24 protein-coding genes are annotated in these 26787 nt (G+C 44.7%); 12 read left to right on the forward strand and 12 right to left on the reverse strand.

Features of this window, described 5'->3' with window-relative positions:
• Positions 1-285 precede the first annotated feature (285 nt).
• The 3 genes from AC1XUF_RS17570 to AC1XUF_RS17580 all read left to right on the forward strand — a co-directional run bounded on the left by AC1XUF_RS17570 (position 286) and on the right by AC1XUF_RS17580 (position 5637).
• Entirely contained in the window at positions 286-3546 is a 3261-nt protein-coding gene (locus AC1XUF_RS17570) for a SusC/RagA family TonB-linked outer membrane protein (RefSeq protein ID WP_483343130.1), read from the forward strand.
• Positions 3547-3579: 33 nt separating this feature from the next.
• Positions 3580-5343: a RagB/SusD family nutrient uptake outer membrane protein gene (locus AC1XUF_RS17575; RefSeq protein ID WP_483343131.1), complete on the forward strand. Its 1764-nt coding sequence runs from the start codon at positions 3580-3582 to the stop codon at positions 5341-5343.
• A gap of 129 nt (positions 5344-5472) precedes the next feature.
• The gene (locus AC1XUF_RS17580) at positions 5473-5637 is read left to right on the forward strand and encodes a hypothetical protein (protein WP_483343132.1); all 165 of its coding nucleotides are present in this window, start codon (positions 5473-5475) and stop codon (positions 5635-5637) included.
• On the opposite strand, the gene AC1XUF_RS17585 is transcribed toward AC1XUF_RS17580, so the two are convergent.
• Together AC1XUF_RS17585 and AC1XUF_RS17590 are read right to left on the reverse strand one after the other, a co-directional pair.
• The gene (locus AC1XUF_RS17585) at positions 5609-6229 is read right to left on the reverse strand and encodes an IMPACT family protein (RefSeq protein WP_483343133.1); all 621 of its coding nucleotides are present in this window, start codon (positions 6227-6229) and stop codon (positions 5609-5611) included. The genes AC1XUF_RS17580 and AC1XUF_RS17585 overlap by 29 nt on opposite strands.
• A complete protein-coding gene (locus AC1XUF_RS17590; protein ID WP_483343600.1) occupies positions 6219-7406 on the reverse strand; it encodes an MFS transporter in 1188 nt (395 codons plus the stop codon). The genes AC1XUF_RS17585 and AC1XUF_RS17590 overlap by 11 nt, the downstream gene beginning before the upstream one ends.
• An 86-nt stretch (positions 7407-7492) precedes the next feature.
• Here AC1XUF_RS17590 and corA point away from each other — a divergent pair, with 86 nt between their 5' ends.
• Both corA and AC1XUF_RS17600 read left to right on the forward strand, forming a co-directional pair.
• The gene (gene corA, locus AC1XUF_RS17595; RefSeq protein ID WP_483343134.1) at positions 7493-8437 is read left to right on the forward strand and encodes a magnesium/cobalt transporter CorA; all 945 of its coding nucleotides are present in this window, start codon (positions 7493-7495) and stop codon (positions 8435-8437) included.
• Complete coding sequence (locus tag AC1XUF_RS17600) at positions 8428-9003, forward strand: N-acetyltransferase (protein WP_483343135.1); 576 nt, start codon at positions 8428-8430, stop codon at positions 9001-9003. Before corA ends, AC1XUF_RS17600 begins: the two co-directional genes overlap by 10 nt.
• A gap of 3 nt (positions 9004-9006) precedes the next feature.
• On the opposite strand, the gene AC1XUF_RS17605 is transcribed toward AC1XUF_RS17600, so the two are convergent.
• Positions 9007-10233, reverse strand: coding sequence for a hypothetical protein (locus tag AC1XUF_RS17605; protein WP_483343136.1), 1227 nt, complete (start codon positions 10231-10233; stop codon positions 9007-9009).
• A gap of 251 nt (positions 10234-10484) precedes the next feature.
• Complete coding sequence (locus AC1XUF_RS17610; RefSeq protein WP_483343137.1) at positions 10485-11369, reverse strand: glycosyltransferase family protein; 885 nt, start codon at positions 11367-11369, stop codon at positions 10485-10487.
• Between the two features lie 242 nt (positions 11370-11611).
• Here AC1XUF_RS17610 and AC1XUF_RS17615 point away from each other — a divergent pair, with 242 nt between their 5' ends.
• The gene (locus AC1XUF_RS17615; RefSeq protein ID WP_483343138.1) at positions 11612-12607 is read left to right on the forward strand and encodes a ribonucleoside-diphosphate reductase small subunit; all 996 of its coding nucleotides are present in this window, start codon (positions 11612-11614) and stop codon (positions 12605-12607) included.
• On the opposite strand, the gene AC1XUF_RS17620 is transcribed toward AC1XUF_RS17615, so the two are convergent.
• A complete protein-coding gene (locus AC1XUF_RS17620) occupies positions 12604-13059 on the reverse strand; it encodes a regulatory protein RecX (RefSeq protein WP_483343139.1) in 456 nt (151 codons plus the stop codon). The two genes, AC1XUF_RS17615 and AC1XUF_RS17620, sit on opposite strands and share 4 nt — an antisense overlap.
• 119 nt (positions 13060-13178) lie before the next feature.
• Between AC1XUF_RS17620 and AC1XUF_RS17625 the strand changes: the two genes are divergently transcribed.
• Positions 13179-13994 (forward strand): metallophosphoesterase family protein, encoded by an 816-nt coding sequence (locus tag AC1XUF_RS17625; RefSeq protein ID WP_483343140.1) that lies wholly within the window; start codon positions 13179-13181, stop codon positions 13992-13994.
• 213 nt (positions 13995-14207) lie between these two features.
• Positions 14208-15038, forward strand: coding sequence for an Abi family protein (locus tag AC1XUF_RS17630; protein ID WP_483343141.1), 831 nt, complete (start codon positions 14208-14210; stop codon positions 15036-15038).
• A 23-nt stretch (positions 15039-15061) separates the two neighbouring features.
• Here AC1XUF_RS17630 and AC1XUF_RS17635 read toward each other — a convergent pair whose 3' ends face one another.
• From AC1XUF_RS17635 to tyrS, 3 genes are all read right to left on the reverse strand, one after another.
• Entirely contained in the window at positions 15062-15328 is a 267-nt protein-coding gene (locus tag AC1XUF_RS17635) for a hypothetical protein (protein WP_483343142.1), read from the reverse strand.
• A gap of 64 nt (positions 15329-15392) precedes the next feature.
• Positions 15393-15602 (reverse strand): hypothetical protein, encoded by a 210-nt coding sequence (locus tag AC1XUF_RS17640; RefSeq protein WP_483343143.1) that lies wholly within the window; start codon positions 15600-15602, stop codon positions 15393-15395.
• Between the two features lie 137 nt (positions 15603-15739).
• Entirely contained in the window at positions 15740-17071 is a 1332-nt protein-coding gene (gene tyrS, locus AC1XUF_RS17645) for a tyrosine--tRNA ligase (protein WP_483343144.1), read from the reverse strand.
• 141 nt (positions 17072-17212) lie between these two features.
• Between tyrS and AC1XUF_RS17650 the strand changes: the two genes are divergently transcribed.
• Positions 17213-18985 (forward strand): discoidin domain-containing protein, encoded by a 1773-nt coding sequence (locus tag AC1XUF_RS17650; RefSeq protein ID WP_483343145.1) that lies wholly within the window; start codon positions 17213-17215, stop codon positions 18983-18985.
• A 3-nt stretch (positions 18986-18988) separates the two neighbouring features.
• Here the strand turns inward: AC1XUF_RS17650 and AC1XUF_RS17655 are convergent, their stop codons facing one another.
• The 3 genes from AC1XUF_RS17655 to AC1XUF_RS17665 are packed head-to-tail and all read right to left on the reverse strand — an operon-like array spanning position 18989 to position 21433.
• On the reverse strand, positions 18989-19582 hold the full coding sequence (locus AC1XUF_RS17655; RefSeq protein WP_483343146.1) for a Uma2 family endonuclease: 594 nt from the start codon (positions 19580-19582) through the stop codon (positions 18989-18991).
• A 60-nt stretch (positions 19583-19642) separates the two neighbouring features.
• Positions 19643-20908: an S-adenosylmethionine:tRNA ribosyltransferase-isomerase gene (locus tag AC1XUF_RS17660; RefSeq protein ID WP_483343147.1), complete on the reverse strand. Its 1266-nt coding sequence runs from the start codon at positions 20906-20908 to the stop codon at positions 19643-19645.
• Positions 20909-20920: 12 nt separating this feature from the next.
• Positions 20921-21433 carry a hypothetical protein gene (locus AC1XUF_RS17665; RefSeq protein WP_483343148.1) on the reverse strand — a complete coding sequence of 171 codons (513 nt, stop codon included), beginning with the start codon at positions 21431-21433 and terminating at the stop codon, positions 20921-20923.
• A gap of 532 nt (positions 21434-21965) precedes the next feature.
• Here AC1XUF_RS17665 and AC1XUF_RS17670 point away from each other — a divergent pair.
• Both AC1XUF_RS17670 and AC1XUF_RS17675 read left to right on the forward strand, forming a co-directional pair.
• The gene (locus AC1XUF_RS17670; protein ID WP_483343149.1) at positions 21966-22526 is read left to right on the forward strand and encodes a cob(I)yrinic acid a,c-diamide adenosyltransferase; all 561 of its coding nucleotides are present in this window, start codon (positions 21966-21968) and stop codon (positions 22524-22526) included.
• 112 nt (positions 22527-22638) lie between these two features.
• Entirely contained in the window at positions 22639-23706 is a 1068-nt protein-coding gene (locus AC1XUF_RS17675; RefSeq protein ID WP_483343150.1) for a branched-chain amino acid aminotransferase, read from the forward strand.
• A gap of 67 nt (positions 23707-23773) precedes the next feature.
• Here AC1XUF_RS17675 and AC1XUF_RS17680 read toward each other — a convergent pair whose 3' ends face one another.
• Positions 23774-24658 (reverse strand): AraC family transcriptional regulator, encoded by an 885-nt coding sequence (locus AC1XUF_RS17680; RefSeq protein ID WP_483343151.1) that lies wholly within the window; start codon positions 24656-24658, stop codon positions 23774-23776.
• Positions 24659-24900: 242 nt separating this feature from the next.
• On the opposite strand from AC1XUF_RS17680, the gene AC1XUF_RS17685 reads away from it, so the two are divergent.
• Positions 24901-26730: a sodium:solute symporter family protein gene (locus tag AC1XUF_RS17685; RefSeq protein ID WP_483343152.1), complete on the forward strand. Its 1830-nt coding sequence runs from the start codon at positions 24901-24903 to the stop codon at positions 26728-26730.
• Positions 26731-26787 lie beyond the last annotated feature (57 nt).

Below are 26787 nucleotides of genomic sequence, written 5' to 3' on the forward strand. Positions count from 1 at the left end.
ATCCTTGAATAACCACAAAGTTAGGCGTTGAGTTGCATAAATTTTACACGGATTCTTCAACAAAATATTCCTTATAAATTATTGTAAAAAAACAAGAAAATAAGGCTAGTGCAAACGTTCCCAAATTAGGATATATACTTGAATCGACTACAAGTAACCATTGGTATAGTTATAATAAATATTTTTAGAATGCTGTTTTCTGTACGGTATTATCGTCCCAATTTGTATTTTTGACATTATATTGATAATTACTAATACATTTTTAACTCTCTAACTCCCTATTTTATGAAACAAAATTTACGAGTCTTTTTGACTTCCGTAACACTATTGCTATGGGTGGTGCTGGGTAGTGGCGCCTCTTATGCTCAGGAAAAACAGGTAACGGGAAAGGTCTCATCCGCAGCCGATGGAGCGGGAATTCCCGGGGTTAATGTTCAGGTAAAAGGCACCAACATCGGCACAGTGACCGACGCCGAGGGCCGCTATTCGATCGAAGCTAAGGGTTCCGACGCTGCGCTTGTTTTTTCCTCAATCGGTTACATTAAGCAAGAAGTCGTAGTCGGTGCGAAATCTGTGATTGACATTACCCTATCTGACGATGTGAAAAGTCTTACCGAAGTGGTAGTAACGGGTTATGCTTCCCAACGCAAGCAAGATATTACCGGTGCGGTTACCGTAATAAGTCCAAAAGAATTGACAGCCGTTCCATCCGCAAGTGTCACCCAGATGCTCCAGGGACGTGCAGCAGGGGTTACCGTGGGAAATGACAACTCACCTGGCGGGGGAACGATGGTACGGATCCGTGGTTTCGGGTCGATTAACAACAACAGCCCACTCTATGTCATCGACGGCGTCCCAACCCAGGGAACCCTGAACCAGATCAATCCAAATGACATCGAGTCCATGCAGGTGCTGAAAGATGCATCTGCTGCGTCTATATATGGTGCGCGTGCAGCAAACGGCGTCGTGATCATCACTACTAAAAAAGGCAAGCCCGGAGAACCCGCCATTTCCTTTGATTTTTATACGGGCACACAAAGGCCTGGCAAAATGCTTAATCTCTTGAACACCAAAGAACTGGGCGAATACCTGTATCAATCAGATCTTGGAGCGGGGAAAAACCCATCGGTTACTTCTCCCTCCGCTCAATACAAATTTGGCCCGAACGGTGAGCAAACAATCGCTGACTATATCTATCCGAACGTCTACGGTGAGCTACCTTCCAATTATACTTATACCAATGATATTGCTGATCCGAATCTTGGAAAAACAGCATTCAACATTACCAAAGCAAACAAGGAAGGGACCGACTGGCAGGATGTGATCTTTGATCCTGCACCGATTTCCAACTATCAGATCGGCGCGTCGGGTGGTTCAAAATCGGCTAAATATGCGATTTCTGCCAACCATTTCAAGCAGGACGGTATTTTGAGGTATACCAAATACAGAAGGTATTCGGTCCGTGCCAATACAGAATTCACAAAAGGCAAAGTAACCTTGGGAGAAAACATCACCTTCTCTTACGATGAAAGACAAGGTATCACCAATAATGACGAAAGTAACCCGATCATGTTTGCGATCCGCGTTCACCCGATCATCCCTGTTTTCGACATTACCGGCGGCCCCAAGGCATTAGGCGGAACAAATACATCCGATTATAATGGTTTTGCGGGAAGCCGCGGTAGTAACCTCGGAAATGCGCCAAACCCGCTTGCCCGCTTGTACCGTGAAAAAGACAACATTACAAAAGGTACGCACGTGTTTGGTAACATGTTCGCTCAGATCGATATCTTACCAGGCCTGGTTGGCCGTACCAGTTTCGGCTTGGAATATAACCAATCGAACCGCTCCGAATATTTCCACAGAGACATCGAAGCTGCGGAAGCAAGAAACGCGAACAGCCTGAACGTAATCAACAACCTGGACCGTTCGATCACCTGGTTCAACACCTTGAACTATTCCAAAATCATCGGTTCGCATAACTTAAATGTGCTGGTGGGAACGGAAGCAGTTAAAACCTATTCTTTCGGCTTCCAGGCCAGCAGGAGCGGTTTTGCTTTTGATGATCTTGACTACCGCTACCTGGACGCAGGTTCTGCGGCAGGTTTGGCCAACTCCGGCGCAGGTGCTACACGAAGCGCATTGTTCTCGCAGTTCGGTAAAATCAACTATGGCTTCAAAGACCTTTTCCTGGCCGACTTTACATTGCGTCGCGATGGTTCGTCACGCTTCTCGGAAGCCAACCGCTACGGTGTCTTCCCCGCATTCTCGCTGGGTTTGCGTATGACGGAGCTGGAATTTATGAAGCCTGCCAAGAAGTTTGTAGACGATCTGAAACTCCGCTTCGGCTGGGGTAAAACTGGTAACCAACTCATCCCTAACGTTTATAATGCTTACACGCTGTACGCAGCAGACCCGCAAAACAATGGTTACGATATCAATGGTACAGGTACTTCCATTGTTGGCGGGTTTGACCTGGTGCAGTTTGGTAATACAAACGGTAAATGGGAAACCAATACTTCAACCAACGTAGGTCTCGACGCCGTGTTGCTGAATAACAAACTGGAACTGGTATTGGATGTTTACAGCCGTAAAACAACGGATATGCTGACACAGATCGCGATTCCAAGAACAGCTGGCACAGGTACAATACCCTATACAAACATTGGTGAAGTAACCAACAAGGGTTTTGACATCGGTCTTAACTTCCGCGACAAAAAAGGCGATTTCTATTATACTGCCGGGGTGAATTTCGGTCATTATAAAAACAATGTAGTAAGGCTGAACAATGACCCCAATTCGACCATTTTCGGGTTTACGACACGGCTTCCGGCGATGTCTGCTACAAAAGCAGGCTATCCTATCGCGAGCTATTACGGCTACTTTGTCGACGGTGTGATCAAAGATCAGGCAGAAGCGGATGCAGCACCAAAGTTCGGATCGTATACACGTGAGGGTGTATTCAAATTCCGGGATGTAAATGGTGACGGGGTTATTACTGCTGCGGACAGAACGATCATTGGAAACCCACACCCTAAATTTAATTACGGTGTAAACCTTAACATTGGTTATAAAGCGTTCGATCTTACTTTGTTCGGACAAGGTGTTTACGGCAACCAGATCTTCAACTATACCAGATACTGGACAGATTTCAACGTGTTCCAGGGGAACAGGTCGAAGGACATGCTCTACAATTCCTGGAAAAAATCAGGAGACGTTGCGAAGTTACCAAGACTTAACTCTGGCGATGCGACCAGCCAGCAGGTATCTTCATACTTTCTTGAAGACGGCTCGTATTTCAGGTTCAAAAACATTCAGCTGACTTACACTTTACCATCTTCATTGCTGAAAAGGATAAAGATCAACTCAGCGCAGGTGTATATCCAGGGTCAAAACTTATTCACATTCACCAAGTACACCGGTCTTGACCCGGATATCAACCTAAGAAGGTCAGGAACCGACAACCAGGATATTCATATGGGCGTTGACGAAGGTGCCTACCCCGTTTCCAAATCCTATCTTGTCGGCTTGCGTTTTGGTTTCTAATCCTCTGATATTCACGAAATTCATATAATAAAAATGAAAAAAATAACCTTAATAATCGTTTTAATTGGACTGAGCTTTTCTTGCTCTGACAGCTTTTTCGATCTGAAACCCCAAGGACGTGCTTCTCTGGAACAACTAAGCAACAAAAATGGCGTAAATGCCTTGCTGATAGGCGCTTATTCGCTTGTTGATGGCGTTGGCTCAGGCAACACAGGTCGCCAGTCGACGGTATCCAACTACGTTTTCGGGGGGATTGCCAGCGATGACGCAGTGAAGGGAACTGACGCAGGTGACCAGCCTGAGCAATCATTTATCGAACAATACAACTGGCTTTCGGATAACACCTATTTTCTTGGAAAATGGTGGCACCAATATGATGGCGTTGCAAGATGTAACGAGGTAATCCAAATCGTTAACGGCGAACTTGTTAAAGATATGACAGACGCTGAAAAAACGCAGGTGATTGCAGAAGCCCGCTATCTGAGAGGCTTCTACCACTTCGAAGCCAAGAAAATGTGGAACAAGATTCCTTACATCGACGAGAACATCTATGTTCGTTCCGATCCTAATTCTACAAAAGTCCCAAATACGGAAGATATCTGGCCTAAAATAGAAGCCGATTTCAAATTTGCAGCAGACAATCTTCCTGCCACGCAGGCGCAGAAAGGGCGCGCGACCAAATGGGCGGCTAAATCTTTTCTCGCAAAATGCTATTTGTTCGAGAAAAAATGGGCGGAAGCTAAAACATTGTTGGACGATGTCCTGACCAACTCAGGCAAAAAACTGGTTGCTAACTACCACGACAATTACCGTACAACTGGAAACAACAATAGTGAGTCGATTTTCGAAGTGCAGTTCTCCGTCAATGACGGAACTAACGGGAACAACGGGAATGCCGGGGACAATCTGAACTGGCCATATTCGGCAAATGCCCCGGGACGCGGATGCTGCGGGTTTTATCAACCTTCACATAATCTGGTAAATGCATTCAAAACAGAAAATGGTCTACCAATGATTGGTACGGCGGCAGACGGTTCTCTGGATACTTATAACAAAGTTGATCTACCGAATGATCAGGGCATCGTTAGCTCTGCTGCGTTCACGCTTGACAAAACCATCCCCGTCGATCCGCGCCTTGATTGGACAGTGGGCCGTCGCGGTGTAAACTTCCTTGACTGGGGTCCAATGCCTGGTTCATCCTGGATTCGCGATCAGGCGTATGCAGGTCCGTTTACCGGCAAAAAATGGATGTATTATCTGGCAGAGGAAAACAGCACCACCCACTCAACCAGCAAGAGGAATGTCAACAACAATTTCCGTATGATCAAACTGTCACACGTTCTGCTCTGGCTGGCTGAATGCGAGGTTGAGCTTGGTAACCTGGCGGCTGCAGAAGGATATGTGAACCAGATCCGCAACCGCGCAAAAACAGGTTCTGTTCAGGACGCGACAGTAACCTATAAGGTAGAACCTTATCCTGCCGGTACTTTTGCTTCAAAAGGAGCTGATTTTGCGAGAAATGCAGTTCGTATGGAGCAAAGACTCGAATTTGCAATGGAAGGTCACCGTTTCTTCGACCTCGTTCGCTGGGGAATCGCAGAGAAAGTACTGAACAAATATGCAGCAGAAGAGGCAGTTCCAGGAAAGGAACCGTCCGGACGTACTTTCAACAAAAGAGGATATATGGCTGGAAAAACTTTTGCTCAGAAAAACCTGTATTACCCGCTTCCTCAGGACGAAATTCTGAACAGCCAGCTAAATGGTCAGCCAACTTTAACCCAGAATCCCGGGTATTAATATCCGTCGATATTTTTTTAACCTGCTAAATTGCTTTTTAACGTAAATGAAAGGACCGGCTGTAAAAGGCCGGTTTTTTTATTTTCTTAACTTTGTTGGGTCAATTATGACTCCAAGCCAACAGGAAAAATGAAAATCAAAAACGAAAGTGAATACGAAAAGGCCTCGGAAAGGGCCGACGAAATTTTCGGCGCAAAAAAAGGGACAGCCGAAGAACAGGAACTGAAGGAACTTCTGAGCGCAATTAAAGAGTATGAGGATGACTTTATCCGGATGTTGAAAGAGAATGACTGAGGACAAGACCCGCTATCTTCTCGGCCCTGGTATGAAATTGCTCAACTTTCGACAAACGCACCTCCACTGTTATCCTGCATTCCATATCATACTTCTGCCCCGATACCACCAAATCCAGATCCTTCACAATTTTCATTACCTCATTCATTTGAAGATAAGGAAATGATACTTCATAGATGCTGCAAAAAAAACGCGTAACCACCTCAGCTTCTGCCAAAGCTGCTTCCGTTGCAGTTTTATAGGCATTGATCAATCCAGGAACGCCGAGTAATGTTCCGCCGAAATATCTGACAACCACAACCAATAGATTTGTCAGACTTCTGGAGTACAATGTATTCAGAATGGGTCGGCCGGCTGTACCCGACGGCTCTCCGTCATCACTCATCCGATAACTCATTCTGTCGGAGCCCAATCTGTAAGCATAGCAATGGTGTACTGCCTTGGGATGCAATTCGCGAAGATGAAGAAGCTGCTCTTTGGCCTGTGGATCATCTGAAACAGGAAAGGCAAAGGCAAAAAACTTGCTGCCCTTTTCTTTAAAGAGGCCTTCGGCAGGTTTCGAAATGGTCTGGTAACTATCTTCAAATAACACGGGCCCTGCGCTTTTTATACTGGTATATTGCCAATGTATAGGTCAGGGCAGCAATGGCAAAGCCCGCCATGCAAAAGAAAACAACCGGCAAATTTGCTCTCTGATTTGAAAATAACGCTGCTGAAAGAAAAGCCCCGAAACCAATACCTGCTTCCAGGCAGATATACATCGTGGCAATAGCGCGCCCGCGATTGTGGTCACCGCTGAGATCAACGGTCCACGCGGAAAGCACCGGAGACAGAATCCCCATTGCCATCCCAAAAAACGCCGCCCCCGCCAGAAATAGGAAAACAGAGTCGGCATATCCTGTTACAAGCATGGCTACAACCAGGATCAAACATCCTGCTATAGTAACCGGGATACGACCGTGACGGTCTGATATTTTGCCCGCAAACAAGCGAACAAGAATCGAAAAAAGCGTAAAAAACATGAAATAATACCCCCTGTTCTGTAATCCCAAATACTCACTAAAATCAGGCGTGACAGTAGAAACCGCGCCAAAACCGAAATAGCAAAGAAATGTAATAAGTGCCGGGCTGAAAACGTCAGGTTCGAACACATCCCGCCAGGTAATCTGAAAAGCCTTGACAGACAGCGGCTGCTTTTCTGCCAGCGTTTCTTTCATATTCAAAAGTATTGCAATCGAAAGCAGCGCAAATACCGAAGATGTATAGAACAAAGCATGAAGGGAGAATGTCAGACTGATCATGCTGCCAACCGCAGGTCCAAACGCGGAACCGACACCCATGCACATCCCATGAATGCCCATCGCTTCGCCTCTTCTATCTGCCGGAACGATATCTGCCACGTATGCAGAGGTTCCCGTAGGCTTGAAACCAGTTGAGAATCCGTGAATAAGTCTCAAAAGTAAAAAAGGCATGACCGTCGTAAAAATAGGATACAGGAGTCCGCATACAAAACAAACCAGCGAGCCAAATGCCATGACAGGAACCCTGCCCACCCGATCAGTAAGCCTGCCACTGAAAGGTCGTGACAAGCCCGCAGTTAATGTGAAGAGGCCGATAATAGCGCCTTTGTATTCAGCGCCTCCCATGGATGAAAGATATCCTGGCAGCTCGGGGATCAACATGTTAAAGCTGGAAGAAAAAAGAAACGAGCTGAGGCCCAACAACCAGAACTGTGCCGTAAAAATGCTGGGGGAAGCGGTATTTTGCATCACGCAAAAATACGACTAACTTCATGAAATAGCCAGAATACTGATTTGCGTTTTTGTGCTTACAGGTTTTTTCCCAACTTTAAAACATGGTTCGCATATTTTACAAAGAAGGAAAGGTTATCAAGCGGGAAAATGATATCCGGGAATTGGGCAAAGTGAAAAACCTTGTCTGGGTAGATTTACAATCCCCCAGTGCCGAGGAAGAAGAATGGGTAGAGAACAAATGCAATATTAGTTTTCAGACGCCGCAGGAAATTGTTGAGATCGAAAGCAGCTCACGTTTTTTTGAGCAGAATGAGACGATCAACGCCAACTCCAACTTTTTAAAAATTGATCGGGACGGCTACGAAACCTATCCGGTATCATTCATTTTACATCAAAACGTCCTTTTTACTTACCGGAGGGGCGATTCCAAAACATTTGCGGATACCGTAAAAAAGATGAAGGTAAGCCCTGAAACCATTCATGGCGGGGTGGACTTTATGCTACTACTCCTGGAAACACGGATTGAAGCAGACGCCGACTCTCTGGAGGGAATATCAAGAGACATTTCTGCTATCAGCAAAGACCTGACCCATGAGCAAAAAGCACGGCAGGAAGTACTGATCAGGATCAGTGGATTACAGGAAATAACAATGATGCTGCGCGAAACAAGCATTGATAAGCAACGGGTACTATCAGGTATCCTGCGAAGTCAGTACTTTCCGGAAGACCGTAAAGAACATTTGAGGATCATTCTGAAAGATATCAGTTCGCTTCTGGAGTATACCACCTTCAACTTTGAGCGGCTTGAATATCTGCAAAATACATTCATGGGTTTAATTAACCTCGAGCAAAGCCAGGTGATCAAAATATTCACGGTCGTGACGATCATCTTTATGCCGCCGACACTCATTGCAGGTATTTTCGGTATGAATTACGCACACATACCTTCCACAAATGAGCCCTGGGGCTTCTGGATTTCCCTGTTTTTGATGGTGTTTTCTTCCCTGATCGTACTCTGGTTCTTCAGGAGAAAAAAATGGATATGACGCCCCTGCAACAACCCGGCATTGCATTCGGCACAGCGGTTCACCCCGACAACCTGATTCAGATTCTTACACTGCAAAAGCTTAATCTGAGAAAGGCTGTATCGCAGCAAACGCAAAAAGAGCAAGGTTTTTTAACAGTAACTCACACCCTTGAGGAGTTGGCTGTCATGCAAAAAGCTTCTCCTCAAATCGTCGCCCGTGACGGCCAAAGGATTATCGGTTTTGCCCTGGCTATACTTCCCGGGCTCGGCCAGCTGATCCCCGACCTTCGGCCCATGTTCGCCATATTGGACGATCTGACCTGGCAAGGCAAAAAACTTAATGAACTGACCTATTACGTGATGGGCCAGATATGTGTTGATTTCAACTACCGAGGTCAACGCGTTTTCGACGGGTTGTATGCCAAGCATAAGGAAATTTATGCTCCGGATTATCAATTGTGTGTCACCGAAATTTCTACATCCAATACCAGATCTCAGCGGGCGCATGAAAGAGTAGGGTTTCGGACTATCCATACACATCGCGACCATGTGGACGATTGGAACGTTGTGGTGTTGGAATTCTAGCTGCTAGTGTTTGTAAACGGCAAATCGCCCGTCGAAAAACGACAGCTTATAGAAAGGAATCGACTTCGTCCCGGCTTTGGGATAATAGGGCTCCGGCCTGAAACCATAATCCATTACTATAAAATCCGCTCCATTCCTGAATGCCCAGCTTGCCATTTTTTTGACGGTCATCCCTTGTTTTTTCGACTGCAGCTTGTAGTTTTCGTGGGTAAGGAGCTTGGGGTATTCCTCATATTCGTTGAAGAAAAACGTGAGGGGCACAAATCCCTTTTGATCATCACCAATTCTGGATCGCAGTTTCAAGTAAGAGACAGATAAATACTCCATTGTAAAATTCTTATAAATGATCTGCCCCATTCCGAAAAATCCAATGAACAGATATATGGCAAGAATAGCTTTTAAGACTGCCGTCCTAAATGGGCCAATCTTGTAAAGCTCGTAAACAAGTGCCAGCATGAAAGGTATAAAAAGAACCTGATAAAGCGCTCCGTTCGCCTTCGTAATCAGCCAGAACGAAAGGAACAACGTCAGCGAATACACGCGCAGCATCATCGGGAGTACAGATACGAACTTTCTTTGGTGCCACAGCATAAACACAAGCAGAAGCGAGAGTGCTATTTGTTCGGGAGAATGAAAAAACAGCCGAGGATAAGTAATCAACTGGATGAACTTGGAATAAACCCCGAATACATCCTGCGTAGCGGGATCGTTGCTTAACTGATAATACCAGGTCGAAAACCCATTTTCAGCCCGAAAAACATCCATCCAATAGAATAATACCGTAATACCGCCCGCCATCGCATATCCTACGGCATACTTGTACTCCCTGATCCAAATCAATGTAATAAAGCCCGCAATGACATATATCGACCCATTTAAATGGCAAAGAAAAGCCAAGCCAGCCAGGATACCCGCCAAAGCAACTTTTAAGACACCCTTCCTTTCCGAATTCAGTAAGAGAAAAGATCCAAAACCCAACGCAGCAAGCATCATTTCGGGGCGATTCTCGAAACTCATTTTTACCAGCAACCTGTTAGCAAAAACAAGGACCAGCATGGCAGGCAGATACCAGGTATCCAGCGCCCCTTCCCTTTTTTTAATATAAAATACCATTTCAGAGACGAGAACACAGAAGAAAATCAACCCGGTAAATTGTAAAACTGGCAAGTGATACCCAAACAGCCGGATCATCATAGCACCAAAAAGAAGAAAGAGCTTATGACTTAGCAAAATTTGCTTCTCCCATCCCAAAAGCCCTCGAAAGAACTCCGAACGGATAATTCCCGTTTTTTCCAGCCAATAAGATTGTTCACCAAACCAAGCATCGTCACCAGTGGGGTACCTATGAAGATATGTTAGGATAGTGAGTACAAAGAAAGAGGACAGAATAACAAGAAGTTGTCTTCTTGAAATATTCAACATTGAGTATAGAAAAAGTAACTTTTAAAGGAATATTGAGTAATGTATTGCTTAAATCTGTTTCAAATAAACCTATAATTCCGGAATTCAAATAAGCGTCTGCCCGTCTTCTTTTCAAACCAATAAAGCAATGCGTCCTTTAACCGGAATTTCTTTTGGGACGTATCAAGTTCTATTTTCCAATTTTGCCTGGCGATCCTGCCCTGCATTACCTTCGGGTGTGTCTCCTCAAATCTTTTGATCGAGTCAAATTCCCCGTAATCGAAAACATCTTCTGATTTAAGGATCTTCTCCCATTCTTTGTCGTCATTCCAAAACCTGCTTACATTCTTCATCTTGGTCTTCATCTGCGCCGGGCTTTTCACCCAGCCATAATGATAAACTGCCGCACCAGAATGCTTTACATAGAGCTTGGTATGTCCTTTTCTGAAACCTTGAGCGTCGCGAAAAGCCGATATTTCATGGTTCCCTGTCTTGTTTTCATTTCTGATGATGCGGATTTCCCGGCGGTACCACTTGCGGCTGTCTCCTACGTAATCATACGTTCCGTAAAAATGCAGATAATCAAACAGCAGGCCCTCAACCCGCATGTCGTCAACATATTGATTGCAAGATTCCAGGATAGCAGCGTGGTACTTTTCGTGTACCACTTCGTCGCCTTGAATATAAAAAGCCCAGTCGCAATCCGGTGAAATTTGCCGCAATGCCTTGTCAGTTTCAACTGCAAGCACCCTGCCGCCAGCCCGCAACGACATATCCCATTCCGACTCAACGATCCTGATTTTATCCGACTTGATGGACCGGATCAAGCCCAGCGTTTCGTCGTCGCTATACCCGACGCTGACCAGCATTTCGTCGACGACGGGCAGGATCGAGGTAATCGCTTCCACAATCGGGTAGTCATTTAAGACTGCATTTCTAATGATGGTAAATCCTGAAATTTTCAACGGGGAAGAAGATTTTTACTGGCTTTGATTCTCAAAAACATTCGCGGCATTAATCTATTGGAACCAACAAAGTTAAGTGATTCCTAAGAAGAATTTTTCTAAATAGGCTGGTCAAATGGTCGGACTCTCCTTGAGTTTTCGGCTCAAAGCATGTAGATTTGTTTTCCCTCAAAGCTGGCTTTTCCAGTCAGGTTTACGATAACGTTATATAATACTGATCCCCGTAAATATTTAAATCAACTATGTCACAAGAACTTACCAGGCAGGAACCCCTGTTGATCGAAGACCCTTTGCGGTTTGTGTTATTTCCTATCAAACATTCCGATATCTGGGAAATGTACAAACGCCACGAAGCCTCCTTCTGGACAGCGGAAGAAATAGATTTATCCCAGGATATGAAGGATTGGGAAAACCTGTCTGACGGTGAGCGGCATTTTATCTCTCACGTACTGGCATTTTTCGCTGCGTCGGATGGGATTGTAAATGAAAACCTGGCGGTGAATTTTCTTAGCGAAGTGCAATATGCAGAGGCTAAGTGTTTCTACGGCTTCCAGATCGCGATGGAAAACATTCACTCGGAGACCTACTCGCTGCTGATCGATACTTATATCAAAGATCCGTCTGAAAAAGACCATTTGCTTCGGGCCATCGAAACTGTTCCTTGCGTCGGTAAAAAAGCGGAGTGGGCTTTGAAATGGATTAATAGTCCTGTCTTTGCGGAAAGGATCATTGCATTTGCCGCAGTAGAAGGAATTTTCTTCTCCGGTTCATTCTGCTCTATTTTCTGGCTGAAAAAACGCGGCTTAATGCCCGGACTTTCATTCTCGAACGAGTTGATTTCCAGGGACGAAGGCTTGCATTGTGAATTTGCCTGCCTGCTCTATACAAGGCATATCGTCAACCAGCTTGATCCGGCGCGGGTAATCGAAATTATGCTCGATGCTGTTGAAATCGAAAAAGAATTTATCACCGAAGCGCTCCCGGTTTCACTGATCGGCATGAATGCGGATTTGATGAAACAGTACATCGAGTACATTGCCGATTTCTGGCTCGAAAGATTGGGTTGCGAGAAACAATTCGGTTCTGCTAACCCATTCGATTTCATGGAGTTGATCTCACTGCCGGGAAAAACTAATTTCTTCGAAAAACGCGTGGGAGAATACCAGAAAGCGGGCGTGATGAGTGGCGTGAAGGATAAAGATTCCGGCCACAAAATTTCGTTCGATTCGGATTTTTAATCCTTGTCGTCCAACTCCCGCCAAACCAGCTCACTCTCATACCCTTTTCCGAGCGCGAACCTGGCGAGTTTTTGTTTCAGTTTAAAAGGATCTGTTTCCGTTTTCGAAAGCAGGTCCTTCTTTTTTGCCAGCAATGTCCGGAGACCATCCACGTAAGCCTGGTCCTGAATCTCATTCATGCCTTTTTCAATGCTGTAAGTGCTTATGCCTCTGCGTTGAAGCTCTTGGCGAATCTTCATCCGGCCCCAGCTTTTGATCCGGAATTTTCCACCCGCATAAGTTTTTGCAAAGCGCTCTTCGCTCAGATAATTCATGGAAATCAGCTCCGCGATCAGCTCGTCGGCTTCCTCTCCCCACACATTCCATTTTCTGAGCCGCTGCCGGACCTCATCTTGCGTCCGCTCCTGGTAGGCGCAGTAGGAAGCCGCTTTTTGCAGGATTAGCCGATCCATGAACTGAAAAATTTATATTAAATATTCTTAACAAGATGCAAGAATAAGGAAAATATCACGGATGAATAAGTATTTTTGAAATTACAATCACCCGCAATTTCGCTACTCAAATCCGCTGAATGATGAATTTTAAAAGACGGTCTTTCCTGAAACTTTTGCCGGCAATTCCCGGCATCAATCTGCTTTCCGAGCCCCAAAAACCGTCTGCCGCCAGAATATCAATGCGTTTCATCGTGGCTTCCGACGGACATTACGGACAGCCCGACACGGATTTTAAAACCATGCATTCAGACCTGATCGGCTGGGTCAACCGCGAGAAATTGCAAAAAGGCGTTGACTTCCTATTCTTCAACGGAGACCTCATCCACGACGACCCGACATTACTTTACGATTTCAAAAGAACCATCGCCAACCTCAGCGTGCCGTTTTACGTAAGTCGCGGAAATCATGATAAAGTAGGTCTGGATGTGTGGCAAAGCACTTGGGGCTACCCCACGAACCACAGTTTCGCAAAAGGAGAATACGCCTTCGTGATCGGCGATACTTCCAACGAAAAAGGCGAATATGTATGTCCGAATGCAGCCTGGCTAAAAACTGAAATCGCCAAATACAGTGACAAAAGAGGCATTTTTGTATTCCTGCACATTACCCCGGCCAAATGGACGGTCAACGGAATCGAATGCAAAGAAGTGATCGACCTATTCGAAAATACGCCCAACGTAAAAGCCATTTTCAACGGCCACGACCACGACCAGGATAGCACTAAAATCTACGGCAAAAAACCTTACTTCTTCGACGGCCACTTCGGCGGAAATTGGGGAACTGCTTATAAAGGCTACCGGATTGTGGAGATTTACGAGGATCATACCTGGCAGTCGTATCAGTACAATCCTACGGCCGCGCCGGTTTTGAATAGTTTTTCTGGGAAGAGTTGACAACTCGTAAGATTTCGATTTTTGATAATTCATTCTCAAAAATCGATAATTGAGATAATCTTAATACCTTTGCAGCAACACGTTCACCCCCCTTCCCACTAGAACAGGGCGCTTAGGGTGAACTTTTTGTTTTTATAGCGAATGGATAAAATTCCTTATTCAAAGCCCTCCTTAACATACACCACTCAGCTTCAACAACTTATCAATCGCGGTTTGATTGTTGAACATTGTGAAAAGGCATTACATCTTCTGGAAAGTGTTAGCTATTATCGCATAAGTGCCTATTGGTTTCCGCTTCTTGCCGACAAACAGCAACATATCTTCAAGGAAGGCTCCACATTTGAAACAGCGTTCCAACTTTACTGCTTCGATCGGGAATTGAGGTCGCTTATCAGCTCAGAGTTGGAGAAAATTGAAGTCGCTGTCCGGGCTAAAATGATTTATGTCTTGTCGCAGAAGCACGGAGGTTTCTGGTTTCAAAATCTGACATTGTTTAAAGACCCAGTAAAATTTGAGAATCAGATACTTGCAAAACTCAAAGAAGAATATGAGCGAAGCGACGAAGAATTCATCAAAGCGTTTCGCGAAAAATACTTGGATCCCTTTCCTCCTTCGTGGATGATTATGGAGATTGTCTCCTTCGGAACCTTATCAAAATTGTATTCGCAGCTCGCACCCGGCAAAGAAAAGCGGGACATCGCACATTATTTCGGCTTGCCCGACTCGGTCTTCACAACCTGGTTACACAGCATCGTATATCTGCGAAATTTGTGTGCCCACCATTCACGATTGTGGAACCGCGGCCTGAGTATCAGACCGCAATCGCCACATTCACCTCGAAAAATCTGGTTAAACAATCGTGATGTAAAAGCGGACAAAGCATATTTTGTGCTGTCCATGACTAAATATCTTTTGCAGACGGTAAACCCGAAATCCAAATTCACCGCGAAGTTTATTCGGTTGCTGAATAAGTATCCCAATGTAGATGTGAAAGCAATGGGATTTCCGGATGATTGGCAAGCAGAACCATTGTGGCAAGCTTAACATCAGGCATTTCCCTACTTAATCTACCTCACCCTCGTCTGCCCCAGCTTCGTAATCAATGTCACCACCCGCAGATTATTTGCAATGTGTATCCGCATTTCAGGAGTAACATTGTCCACATCTTTGGCAAAAAGGAACTCCTCAACCAATATGTTCAGAGAATTCACGATTTCTGCGCTGCTGTCTCTTTTGAAAAATTCACACACTATATCGTGTTGCTCTTTCAATAATCTTGCTTCTGCATCTGATAAAGGATTTTGGCTGTTCTTAGCATTTGAATCAATGATCATTTTGATAGTGGTTATAGTTTAAAAAAATTTGTAGGGAATTCTTACAAAATTGGGGCAAAAAAATTTACTTCTTGTAAGTCACTGAAATATTCACGTCAAAGCCATATCGCTCTAAAATGGAGATCATCCGTTTTTGAGATATGCCTTGCTTGAACTTAAAGCTTCGCCAAGCACTTACCAATTCACCTTTTTTTTCATCCGGCGGTAAATCCTTATAAACATGCTCTAAAAACCAGGCAAAAGCCTCTTCTATCGAACTAAATGATTTTGACATTCAAAGATATATATTTTGTAAGAAAACCCTACAAATAATCAACTAGATTTTATTCAAATCTAAAGAAATGCTTAATAAGTCAAATAAAAAAGGCTCCCCCGGAGCCTAAAATCAAATATTAATTTTCCCTAGACTTCCTACCACCACCAAATGACTGAATTGCTCCAACCTTTTATATGTATCAAATGATTCTTTTTCCCTTTTGATATTAACAAAAATCCATTCTGTAAGGGCTTAAAGGCTGCAAGATTTAGATCAGGCGAAGTAACTTTTATCTTATTGATGCTGACCGCATTCTGCTGAATTGCGCGTCTAGCTTCGCTCTTAGAAGCATAAATTTCGAAATGTGTGACTGTAGAAATAAGATCCAGAACAAAAACAGTTTTACAAAATTCTTCAAACTGAATCTCAGTTTGAGGAACTCCGGCGAAAATCGTATCGAATTCGTCTTCGGCAATGCTTTGCAATGTTTCCAAAGTTGCTTTACCGAACAAAACTTCGGAGGCTTTCAAAACCAGTTGGTAGGCTTTTTCCGAATGTATGCGCGAAGTCAGTTCGGCGGCCAGCGCTTTTTGCATGATCCGCAAATGTGGCTCGGCGGCGTGGCTGGTTTCCAGCGCTTCGATCTCTGCTCTGTTTTTGAGCGAAAAAACACGCAGATACCTTGGCAGATCCTCGTCACTTTGGTTTAACCAAAACTGATAAAACTCGTAGGGAGAGGTTTTTTCAGCATCGAGCCAAATGTTTCCACCTTCACTTTTTCCAAACTTTGAACCGTCAGATTTCGTCAAAAGTGGCGTAGTCAACGCATAAGCCTTGAAATAGCCTTCTTCATCTCCTTCCTTGCGGCGGATGATTTCCGTGCCCGTCGTGATGTTACCCCACTGGTCGGAGCCGCCCATTTGCAGGCGAACGTTTTTGTTTTTATATAAATGATAAAAATCGTAACCCTGCAAAAGCTGGTAGGAAAATTCAGTAAAAGAAATCCCGGTCTCCAAACGCTTTTTAACAGAATCTTTCGACATCATATAATTGACACTCAGAAACTTACCTGCTTCCCTTAAAAATTGCAGAAAGCCGATATCTTTAAACCAGTCATAATTATTGACCATCTCAGCAGAATTGGGGCCGCAGTCGAAATCGAGAAACTGTTCAAGTTGCTTGCGGATGCCTTCCTGGTTGAAACGCAATGTTTCCTCATCCAAAAAAGAACGTTCCGAGGCTTTAAATGAGGGATCGCCAATCATTCCGGTAGCACCGCCCACCAAAGCAAAAGGCTTGTGGCCAGCACGTTGAAAATGCACCAGGAGCATGATCGTCGCGAGGTTACCGATGTGGAGCGACGAAGCGGTCGGGTCAAATCCGATATAACCGGAAGTCATTTCCTTGTTCAGTTGCTCATGCGTGCCAGGCATCATATCATGCAGCATCCCGCGCCACCGCAGTTCCTCGATAAAATCAGTCGTCATTTCTAATCTGTTACTTATTTCAAATTGAAGCGCAAAGGTAAAATTTATCGCTTTTAAAACTTTGCTTCACCGATTTGTTTTAAAAACCTGACCCAATAATTCGCTCAAAACTGCCTATTTTAGTACGATTAAAAGATTTTTATGGAACATACTATTTCTAAAAGCACATTGAATTGCATTACAGGGTTTTTATGCTGTCTGCTATTTTCCATCACGTCCTGGGCGCAGTCGACCTACTGTAACCCGATGGATATCGACTATAAATACAACTTCGAGCAACTGAATGACAACATTAGCTACCGCTCCGGGGCTGATCCTGTGATCATTAACCATAAAAGTGAGTATTTCCTTTTCGTGACAATTTCCGGCGGATACTGGCATTCGAAGGATATGATCCACTGGAAATACCTGACTGCCAACCGCTGGCCTTTTGAAGATATGTGCGCCCCGGCCGCGGTTTCGGTCAGGGATACGCTTTTTCTTTTTCAATCCACATTCGAGTCGCGGCCGATTTTGTATTCAGTAGCACCCGAAAAAGGCATTTGGGAATTCTACAATCGGTGGACACCCCGCCTGCCCAAAGATATCGGCCCCTGGGACCCGGCGCTTTTTCATGACCCGGATACCGATAAATGGTATATGTACTGGGGCTCGTCGAATGTTTACCCGATCTTCGGTTCGGAGCTGGATTACGCTAAGAGGCTGGCATTCAAGGGACAATATCAGGCGATGTTTTGGTTAAATCAATACGAGCACGGCTGGGAGCGGTTTGGGCCAAATCATTCAGATCCTTTCAAACCTTTTACCGAAGGTGCCTGGATGACAAAGCACAAAGGCAAATATTACCTGCAATACGGCGCGCCGGGGACGGAGTATAATGTGTATGCAAATGGTACTTACGTCGGAAATTCGCCGCTTGGGCCGTTCACTTATGTGCCTTACAATCCGGTTTCCTACAAGCCGGGAGGTTTTGCGACCGGCGCTGGTCATGGCAATACATTTCAGGATAATTTTGGAAATTATTGGAATACAGGCACTTCCTGGATCGGGCTGAACTGGGGTATGGAGCGCAGGATCGTAATGCATCCGGCGGGTTTTGATAAAGATGGACAAATGTTTGCGAACACGCGATTTGGAGACTTCCCGCATAAAATGCCCACAAAAACCTGGCCGGGCAAAGGCGACGAGTTATTCACCGGCTGGATGTTATTGTCCTACAAAAAACCTGCAACTGCTTCATCCACATTGGATACCATGGCAGCCGCAAAAATCACAGACGAAAATCCAAGAACATTCTGGGCCGCCAAACAAAACAAGCCCGGCGAAACATTGACAATCGACCTGCAAACCGAGCAGGACGTAAAAGCCATCCAGATCAACTACACCGACTATAAATCCAACATTTTTGACAACAAACCGGAGAAGGTTTACACCCAATTCAAAATACTGACTTCAAAAGACGGCCAAAACTGGGGCCTTGCCAGCGACCTTACCAGCGAGCCAAAAAGGGACAGACCTTGCGCCTACATTGAATTACCAAAACCAATCAGAGCGCGATATGTCCGGTACGAGCACATTTACGTAGCCTCCCCGATCCTGGCCATCAGTGAATTTCGCATTTTCGGAAACGGGCTGGGCACAGCTCCTGAAACGCCAAAAACCTTCTCCGCCGTCAGACAAAAAGACGCGCGCAATGCAGATTTAAAATGGGAAAAAGTACCCGGCGCAATCGGCTACAATGTACTCTGGGGTATCGCGCCCGACAAATTGTATCAGACTTACCAATTCTGGAATGACGAGCCGGATACATTCGAACTTAGGGCGTTGAATGTCGGAGTGCCTTATTATTTTGCGATTGAGGCTTTTAATGAGAACGGGGTATCGAAGGTGAGTGAGGTGGTGTCGGTGAAGTGAACCTTAGATTGGCTCTTCGTCAGGGATGAAAACGATGTTTTCGTAGATGGCAGACACTGCGATTTCTAAATCCAATTTTTCTAACTGAATGCTATTTTCTACATTATCAAAGCTTTGGTAATTCCAGACGTCGGCCTGATTTGTGCGTGAATACACCTCTACATAGACGTCATTTTGAGAAACAAGCATGTAATAAAGCAAGGAATCCATTTTGATGTACTTACTCAATTTCAAGCCCCTGTCGTCCACTTCTGATGATTTTGATAAAACCTCAACAAGAAGAGACGGCCGTTTAACAATATACGTACCTGAGACGCTTTCAGGAGCGCATGTTACGATCAAATCCGGATATGGATAGTACAGATTCTCAATTGCTTCTACCTTCACATTCTCTGCAAAAACATCACAACCTGCTGGCAAAAACTTCCTTTCTAAAATGCCGCGCAATCGTCCCACAATGCGGTTGTGATTCATCGTCGTACCTGCCATAGCGAAGATTTCCCCATCATAATATTCATGACGGATATCGCTTTTTTCCTCCATTTCGAGGTATTCGGGTACGGTATATTTCGATCCTGCCATTTGTGCTTGTCCCATGTGTGTAAAGTGTTCCGTGAAGGAAGCAATTTACAGGATCGTTGGAACATTCCAATCCGATCACCTTTCGGAATTGAGCCAAAGCAGGGAGCTATCCCCGTAGCTCAAAAAACGATATTTTTTTTCAAAAGCGTCAGCATATATCTTCTTCCAGTCTCCCCCAACAAACGCGGCAACCAATAAAATAAGTGTAGAGCCAGGCTGATGATAATTGGTCACCAATCCTTTGCAAAGCTGAAACTGGTATCCTGGAAAAATAAAAATCTCGGTTTCACCAATCAGTTGATCCAAGTGATACTCGTCCATAAATGTCGCAATAGCGCTGAGCGCTTCCCGTGCAGTCGGAAGTTTGGTTTCCAGTAACGGATAAGGGTACAGTTTTTCGATTTGGAATATTGTTGTTTCCTTTCTCAACAGCTTCACACCAAACCAGTAAAGACTTTCGAGCGAACGTAGCGAAGTTGTTCCCACCGGCACGATTAAATCCACCGAAAAAAGCAATTGATCTATCAGGCCTCTTGAAAAAACAACCTGCTCGGAATGCATGCGGTGTTCAATGATCGAATCTACTTTGATGGGGAGGAATGTTCCAGCACCCACATGCAGTGTCAGAAAGGCCTTTTCAATATGCTTTTCTTCCAGTTTTTTGAAAACGCTTTCGGTAAAATGCAGTCCCGCGGTCGGCGCTGCGACCGCTCCGTCGTGATGCGCGTAAACGGTTTGGTAAGTCTGTTTGTCCTGTTCCTCAGTTTCCCTATTGAGATAGGGCGGCAACGGAATTTCCCCTAAGGCCCTGACAATCTCCAGAAACGTAAAATCGCCGGACCAACTTAGCTGAATATGGTTTTTCTCGTAGTTGCTGTAGGACGCTTTTAGAGCTACAGGCTGATTTTCAAGAAATATGTTGGTGGTTAGCGTATCTCCCTCTTTCCAGCGTTTTTTATTCCCGACCATACATTCCCAAACACATTCGTCCCTTACGAGCATCGCGTCATTGATGATACGGGTGGGGAATTCGGGATGTAAGAGCAATAACTCTATCACTGCTCCTGTTTCTTTTCTAAAATAAGCGCGGGCAGGAATCACCTTCGTATCATTGAAAACAAGCAGCGTTTTATCCGGAAGATTCGTCGGTAAGTCAGAAAAACGCTGGTGGCTGATCGATCCGTTTTTGTAGATCAATAGTTTCGAGGAATCCCGTTCGGGAAGCGGATAGTGAGCAATCCTGTCGTCCGGCAGATCGTAAACGTAGTCTTTAAGATTGATTGATTCTGCCTCTTGGAGCCAGTGATTATCGCTGCCTTCGCTTGTCTTCGCCAATTCCATGCTGTTTTTATCTTACAATCTGTCTTCCGGCAGCGGCGGCCACAAAAGGCGAAGCGGAAGCAGAAAAACCATAATGATCAACCCCAAACCTGCATAATAAAGCCAGGAAAAATCGAACACATCGAGCTTGTATTGGGTACTGTTGATGGTAGCCAAAGCAAAAAGGCTGAAACCGATAATGGTATTGATTACAGCAACCAGACAAAGAAGCCAATTGGTCAGGTGCTCGTTTAATTCGGTACGATGCTGCGCCCAGCTCTTTTTATTAAGGATAGGAAGATGGTCGGGGTCTATCTTCGGGATGTGTCGCACAAACGCATTAATAATCACATTGTTAAGCAGGAAAAGGCCCATAATGATGTAAAAGATATGCTCTTTATCCACATATCTTTCGGCCAGGCCGGTATCGGAAAAATCGACCGCCACCATTTCCGGAAAAAGGGAATACGTCCAAAGCAAGGCGCCAATGACAAACAAGATGGACATCCAGCGCCATACTTTGATGACAAAAGTTGTAATTTTCATGAATTCGTAACCTCAGAGAGGTTTTATTTCGCCATAGTAAATCAGGCCGCAAAATTAGGTTGGGGAGTTTCTAAAACCTAATTGAAATCGTTAACTTTGAAGACTTGTCCCCCTTTTATAACACAATACTTACTCATCGATGCTTGAAGGGAACGGGATCGAAATAACATAAAATATATTTTTGAAGATTATCCCGAACGAAAACACACGATATTCAGTGCGGAGACCGTGTTCTGTGAACCTGACTTTTTAGTAACAAATAAAAGAAAAGCAAGCGGCTAAATACGGTTCTATGCCGTCGGAATGAACGGGCTAGGGGTCATCTATATAATTAGTGAGGACAAGACAGACCGGTAAGCTGTTGGCCAGCTAATACACAAACTAATGATATAATCATGAAAGCTTTAAAAGGCAAGAAAATCGCGGAGATTAAAAATAACCACACCGAAAGAAGATGGCAGAGATAGAAAGAGAATTTTAATCAGTAAAGAACCTTTCTACACACTTCAACAAACCATCGAAATGGCTCGCAATGAAAATCTACACAAAGACAGGAGATAAAGGAACGACGTCTTTGATCGGCGGTACGCGCCTTAGCAAGGCACATGTAAGAATCGAAGCATACGGAACTGTAGACGAATTGAATAGCTACATTGGCCTGCTCCGGGATCAACCTGTGAATGAAAATCGCAGGGATCAACTCAAAGAAATACAGGACAGGCTTTTTACAATCGGTTCGCATCTTGCCTCCGAACCGGAGCAAACCAAAAGAATTTTGCCAGATCTCGAAGAACAGGACATTGTTTTTCTGGAAACAGAGATGGACCAGATCGAAACCAAAATCCCTCCGTTAAGATCCTTCGTTCTTCCGGGCGGTCACCAATCTGTCTCCTTCGGCCATGTTGCCCGCACCGTTTGCCGTCGTGCCGAACGTGCGGTGATCCATTTACAGCAAGGCGAAGAAGTGGAATCAATCGTGATCCGATATCTCAACCGCCTTTCCGACTATCTCTTTATGCTTTGTCGCGCAATGACTTACGAGCTTGGCGTGGAAGAAGTTACCTGGAAGCCCAGGGTTTCTTCAAAAAAATAATTGTTATACTAAATATCAATTATTTACAGATTTAATTTTTTAAATTGCGGGACTGGAGAACATCCTGATAATACCCTTTTTAAGAGCGTTTGAAAAATTAAATTCTGGCATTATGACAGCCGACACATTGCAAATTGAAGTTCAGCAAACCACCAAGTCACGTTTGCAGGAGGTTGATTTTAACAACCTTGTTTTTGGACGGAACATCTCCGACCATATGTTTATCGCCGAATATCGCGAAGGCCAGTGGCAAGACCTTCGGATTGTCCCTTACGGTGATCTGGCGCTAAGTCCCGCCACTGCTGCGCTGCATTACGGACAGGCAATTTTTGAAGGTATGAAAGCCTACAAAAATGATGAAGGTGAAGTGCTTCTCTTCCGCGCTATTGACAACTGGAAAAGACTGAACAAGTCGGCTGAACGTCTTTGCATGCCAACCATCCCTGAGGAAATTTTCATGAACGGTCTTGCCGAGCTGCTCCGTCTGGATGCGGGATGGGTGCCGTCCCAGGAAGGGTGCTCGCTGTACATCCGCCCGTATATGTTCGCAACAGATCCCTACATTGGTGTAAAACCGTCCGATTCATACTACTTTATCATTTTCACAAGCCCGGTAGGTACTTATTATGCCAAACCTCCACGCGTGAAAGTGGAAACACATTTTATCCGTGCAGCAGAAGGCGGTGTGGGTGCAACCAAATGTGCTGGCAACTACGCCGGTTCACTTTATCCCGCAAAACTTGCACAGCAGGAAGGCTACGATCAGTTGATCTGGACAGATGCACGCGAACATGCTTACATCGAAGAATCCGGAACGATGAATATCATGTTTATCCTCGATGGAAAACTGGTAACACCGTATGTTTCAGAAACAACGCTTGACGGCATCACCCGCAAAAGCATTGTAGCCATTGCACAGCATTGGGGAATCCCGGTTGAAGAGCGCAGGGTAAGCGTAAAAGAAATTATCGACGGATTGAAAGACGGTTCATTAGAAGCTGCGTTTGGAGCAGGGACGGCTGTAGTAATTTCTCCCTTCGCAACCATCGCTTACGAAGGGGTTGACTATCCGCTTCCTGAGATCAAAGAAGATTCTTTTGTCAATAAAATAAAAAAATATCTGACAGACCTGCGCACGGGCAAAGAAGACGACGTTTTCGGCTGGATGCTAAAAGTTTAGTTACCAGCTAGTTAAATAGAATGGCTCAGCATGGGAAGCATTATCTTCGCATGCTGGGCCTTTTCATTTAAACGAAAGTCCTGGTTCCCGAATAATTGCCTCTGAATTCTTTCGGGGTGCAACCATTTTTGTTCTTGAAAATGCGGTTGAAATAGGAAAGATTGTTGAACCCGCATTTATAGGCAATCTCAGAGATCGTATCCGTCGTGTTAATAAGGTACCGCGACGCGTGTCCCAGTCTGATCTCATTCAGACTTTCTACAAACGTTTTGCCTGTTCTTTTCCTGATAAACCTGCTAAAAGAAACCTCCGACATCCCAGCCAGCTTGGCCACCCCGGCCAGGTGAATTTCCTTTTCATAATTGTCACGCATATAAGCAAACACTTTCTCGATCCGTCTGCTATTAAAGTTCACATTCTCCTCTGTAAACGTGCTATTGGAAAGTGTCCGCATATTCCTTGAAACAGATAGATCATGGAGGATAGACATCAATTCCAGAATAGAATCAAAGCCGCTTTTCTGGGACAATGCCTGAAATCTTGGCATCAGCCGCTCGATGGTATCTTTTGAAAAGGAAATACCTTTTGCTGATTTCTCAAGCAAGGAGCGCACAAAAAAAAGCTGGTTACGTTTCAGGAATTTATCGTCAAAAAGATCTTTATGAAACTGGACGGTTATTTCCTGTACCTCCGGCATCCCCTCTTCCCATTTATAGCAGTGGGTCATCCAGCCGTGTGGAAGGTTATTCCCTACCAAAACCAGCTCAGCGTCATCGATTACCTCCGTATGGTCCCCGATGATCCGCTTAACGCCTTTTCCCGAAAGAATTAAGTTAAGCTCGTACTCTTCATGCGTGTGAAGAGGAAAGTCGAAAACTGTTTTGCTCCTTGTAAAAACCGTAAAACAATCGTACTGGGTCAAAGGAGTAATTTCGCGGTAAATTTCATTCATATAACGTGAGATTGGCGGACGTTAGCTAGATGAGAAAGCATCAATCAAGTATCATGACTCATTCTCAAATTTAATAACAAAAAAAGCCAGAATAATCCTACCAAGGGAGAATTTTGTTTTTAGGAGAAGATAAAATACAATATATCATAGCAATCATTATACGGGAAGCAGCATTTGTTGCAAGGATTACCAAAAATGTACTATAATGCTGTTATTCAACGAAATAGCCTGTTCCAGCCTTTATGAAATTGAAACTGATCGATTTTGCGGTTATTCTCGCCTATCTGGGCTTCGTAATCATCATCGGTATCGTCCTGAAAAAGCAGGCTGGCCGGAGCAAAAATGATTACCTCCTTGGCGGCAAAACCATTCCTTTCTGGATGCTAGGCATTTCCAATGCATCGGGCATGTTCGACATTTCCGGTACGGCGTGGATGGTCTCGATCATGTTTGTGTATGGTGTCAAGAGTATCTGGTTACCTTGGTTATGGCCAGTGTTCAATCAAGTCTTCATGATGGTTTATCTTTCCGTATGGCTCCGAAAGTCGAATGTTTCAACGGGGGCCGAATGGATGCTGACCCGCTTTGGTCGCCAAAGGGATTCAAACCTTGGGCACGGCATTATCATTATTTTCGCACTGATCAGTTGCCTGAGCTTTATGACCTATGCTTTTATCGGGTTGGGAAAGTTCATAGAGATCTTTATCCCTTGGTCGACCCTGAGCCCGTTTATTCCGTTTGATCTCAATCCTAAGTATGTGGCCCATATGTACGGGATCATTTTCACAGTTTTTACTGTCTTTTATTCACTGCTGGGCGGCATGAAAAGCATCGTATGGGCGGATTTCATTCATTATATCATTATGGTAATCATTTCCGTATCTGTAGCTGCAATCGCGATGATCGCTTTGAAAGATCCTGCCAATCTTCATGTTCCAGAAGGATGGGCTGATCCATTCTTTGGGAAAGACCTGAATCTCGACTGGCGGGGAATTATTCCCGAGGTGAGTCAAAAAATTGCAGACGACAAGTTCTCCCCATTTGGTTATTTCTTTATACTCATGGCTGCCAAAGGTATCTTGGCAAGCCTGGCCGGACCAATGCCTAGTTATGATATGCAAAAAATCCTGTCCGCCAAAACGCCAAGGGAAGCGGCACTCATGAGCATGGTCGTAAATATTGTGCTCTTGCCTACCCGATATCTCTTGATCGTTGGCGTCACGGTTTTAGGTCTTTTATTCTTTGATCAAATCAATATCTCGACTTTTTCCGGGATGGATTTCGAAAGAATTCTCCCTGCTGTCCTGAACACCTATATTCCTTCCGGCCTGCTCGGACTTGTACTGGTAGGATTGATGGGGGCCTTTATGAGCACATTTGCGGGTACGTTTAATGCTGCGCAGGCTTATCTGGTCAATGATGTGTACCTGAAATCAGTCAATCCCGGCGCCGGCAGTGCGCAAATCACACGGGCCACTTACATGTTGGGATTAATCGTCGTAACCATCAGTACTTTGACAGGTTTGCTGGTGAAAGATATCAATAGTACGCTTCTCTGGATCGTTTCAGCGCTTTACGGAGGCTACATTGCATCAAATGTTTTGAAATTCCATTGGTGGCGGTTCAATAGCTATGGCTTTTTCTCTGGAATGTTCGCAGGGATCGTTTCCGCTACCTTATGCCCGCATTTATTTCCCGGCACATTGCCGTTGTTTTATTTCCCTTTGATCTTGTTTCTTTCCACCGCAGGTGCAATAACCGGCTCATTGCTGACGCCGCCCACTGAGCCCGCAGTTTTAAAAGCCTTTTATAAGCAGGTCAGGCCATGGGGCTTCTGGGAGCCGATTAAGCGGGAACTGAGAAAAGAAGACCCTGGTTTTACCGCCAGCACAAATTTTAAAACTGATATTTTCAATGTGTCGATCGGTATTATTGCGCAAACCGCGCTTACTGCCATTCCCGTATTTCTAGTGCTCTTAATGCCTTTTCAAACCTTTGCAGCACTGATCATCTTCCTCATCTGCTCCGTCATTCTCTGGAAAACCTGGTACAAAAATTTGTCTTCCAACTAAGTACGTATACCCTACAGAGGTAATTTGAACACAGTTAAAATACTGCAAGGATTTCAA

This window comes from Dyadobacter sp. HNCC25DJ185 (assembly GCF_056895195.1).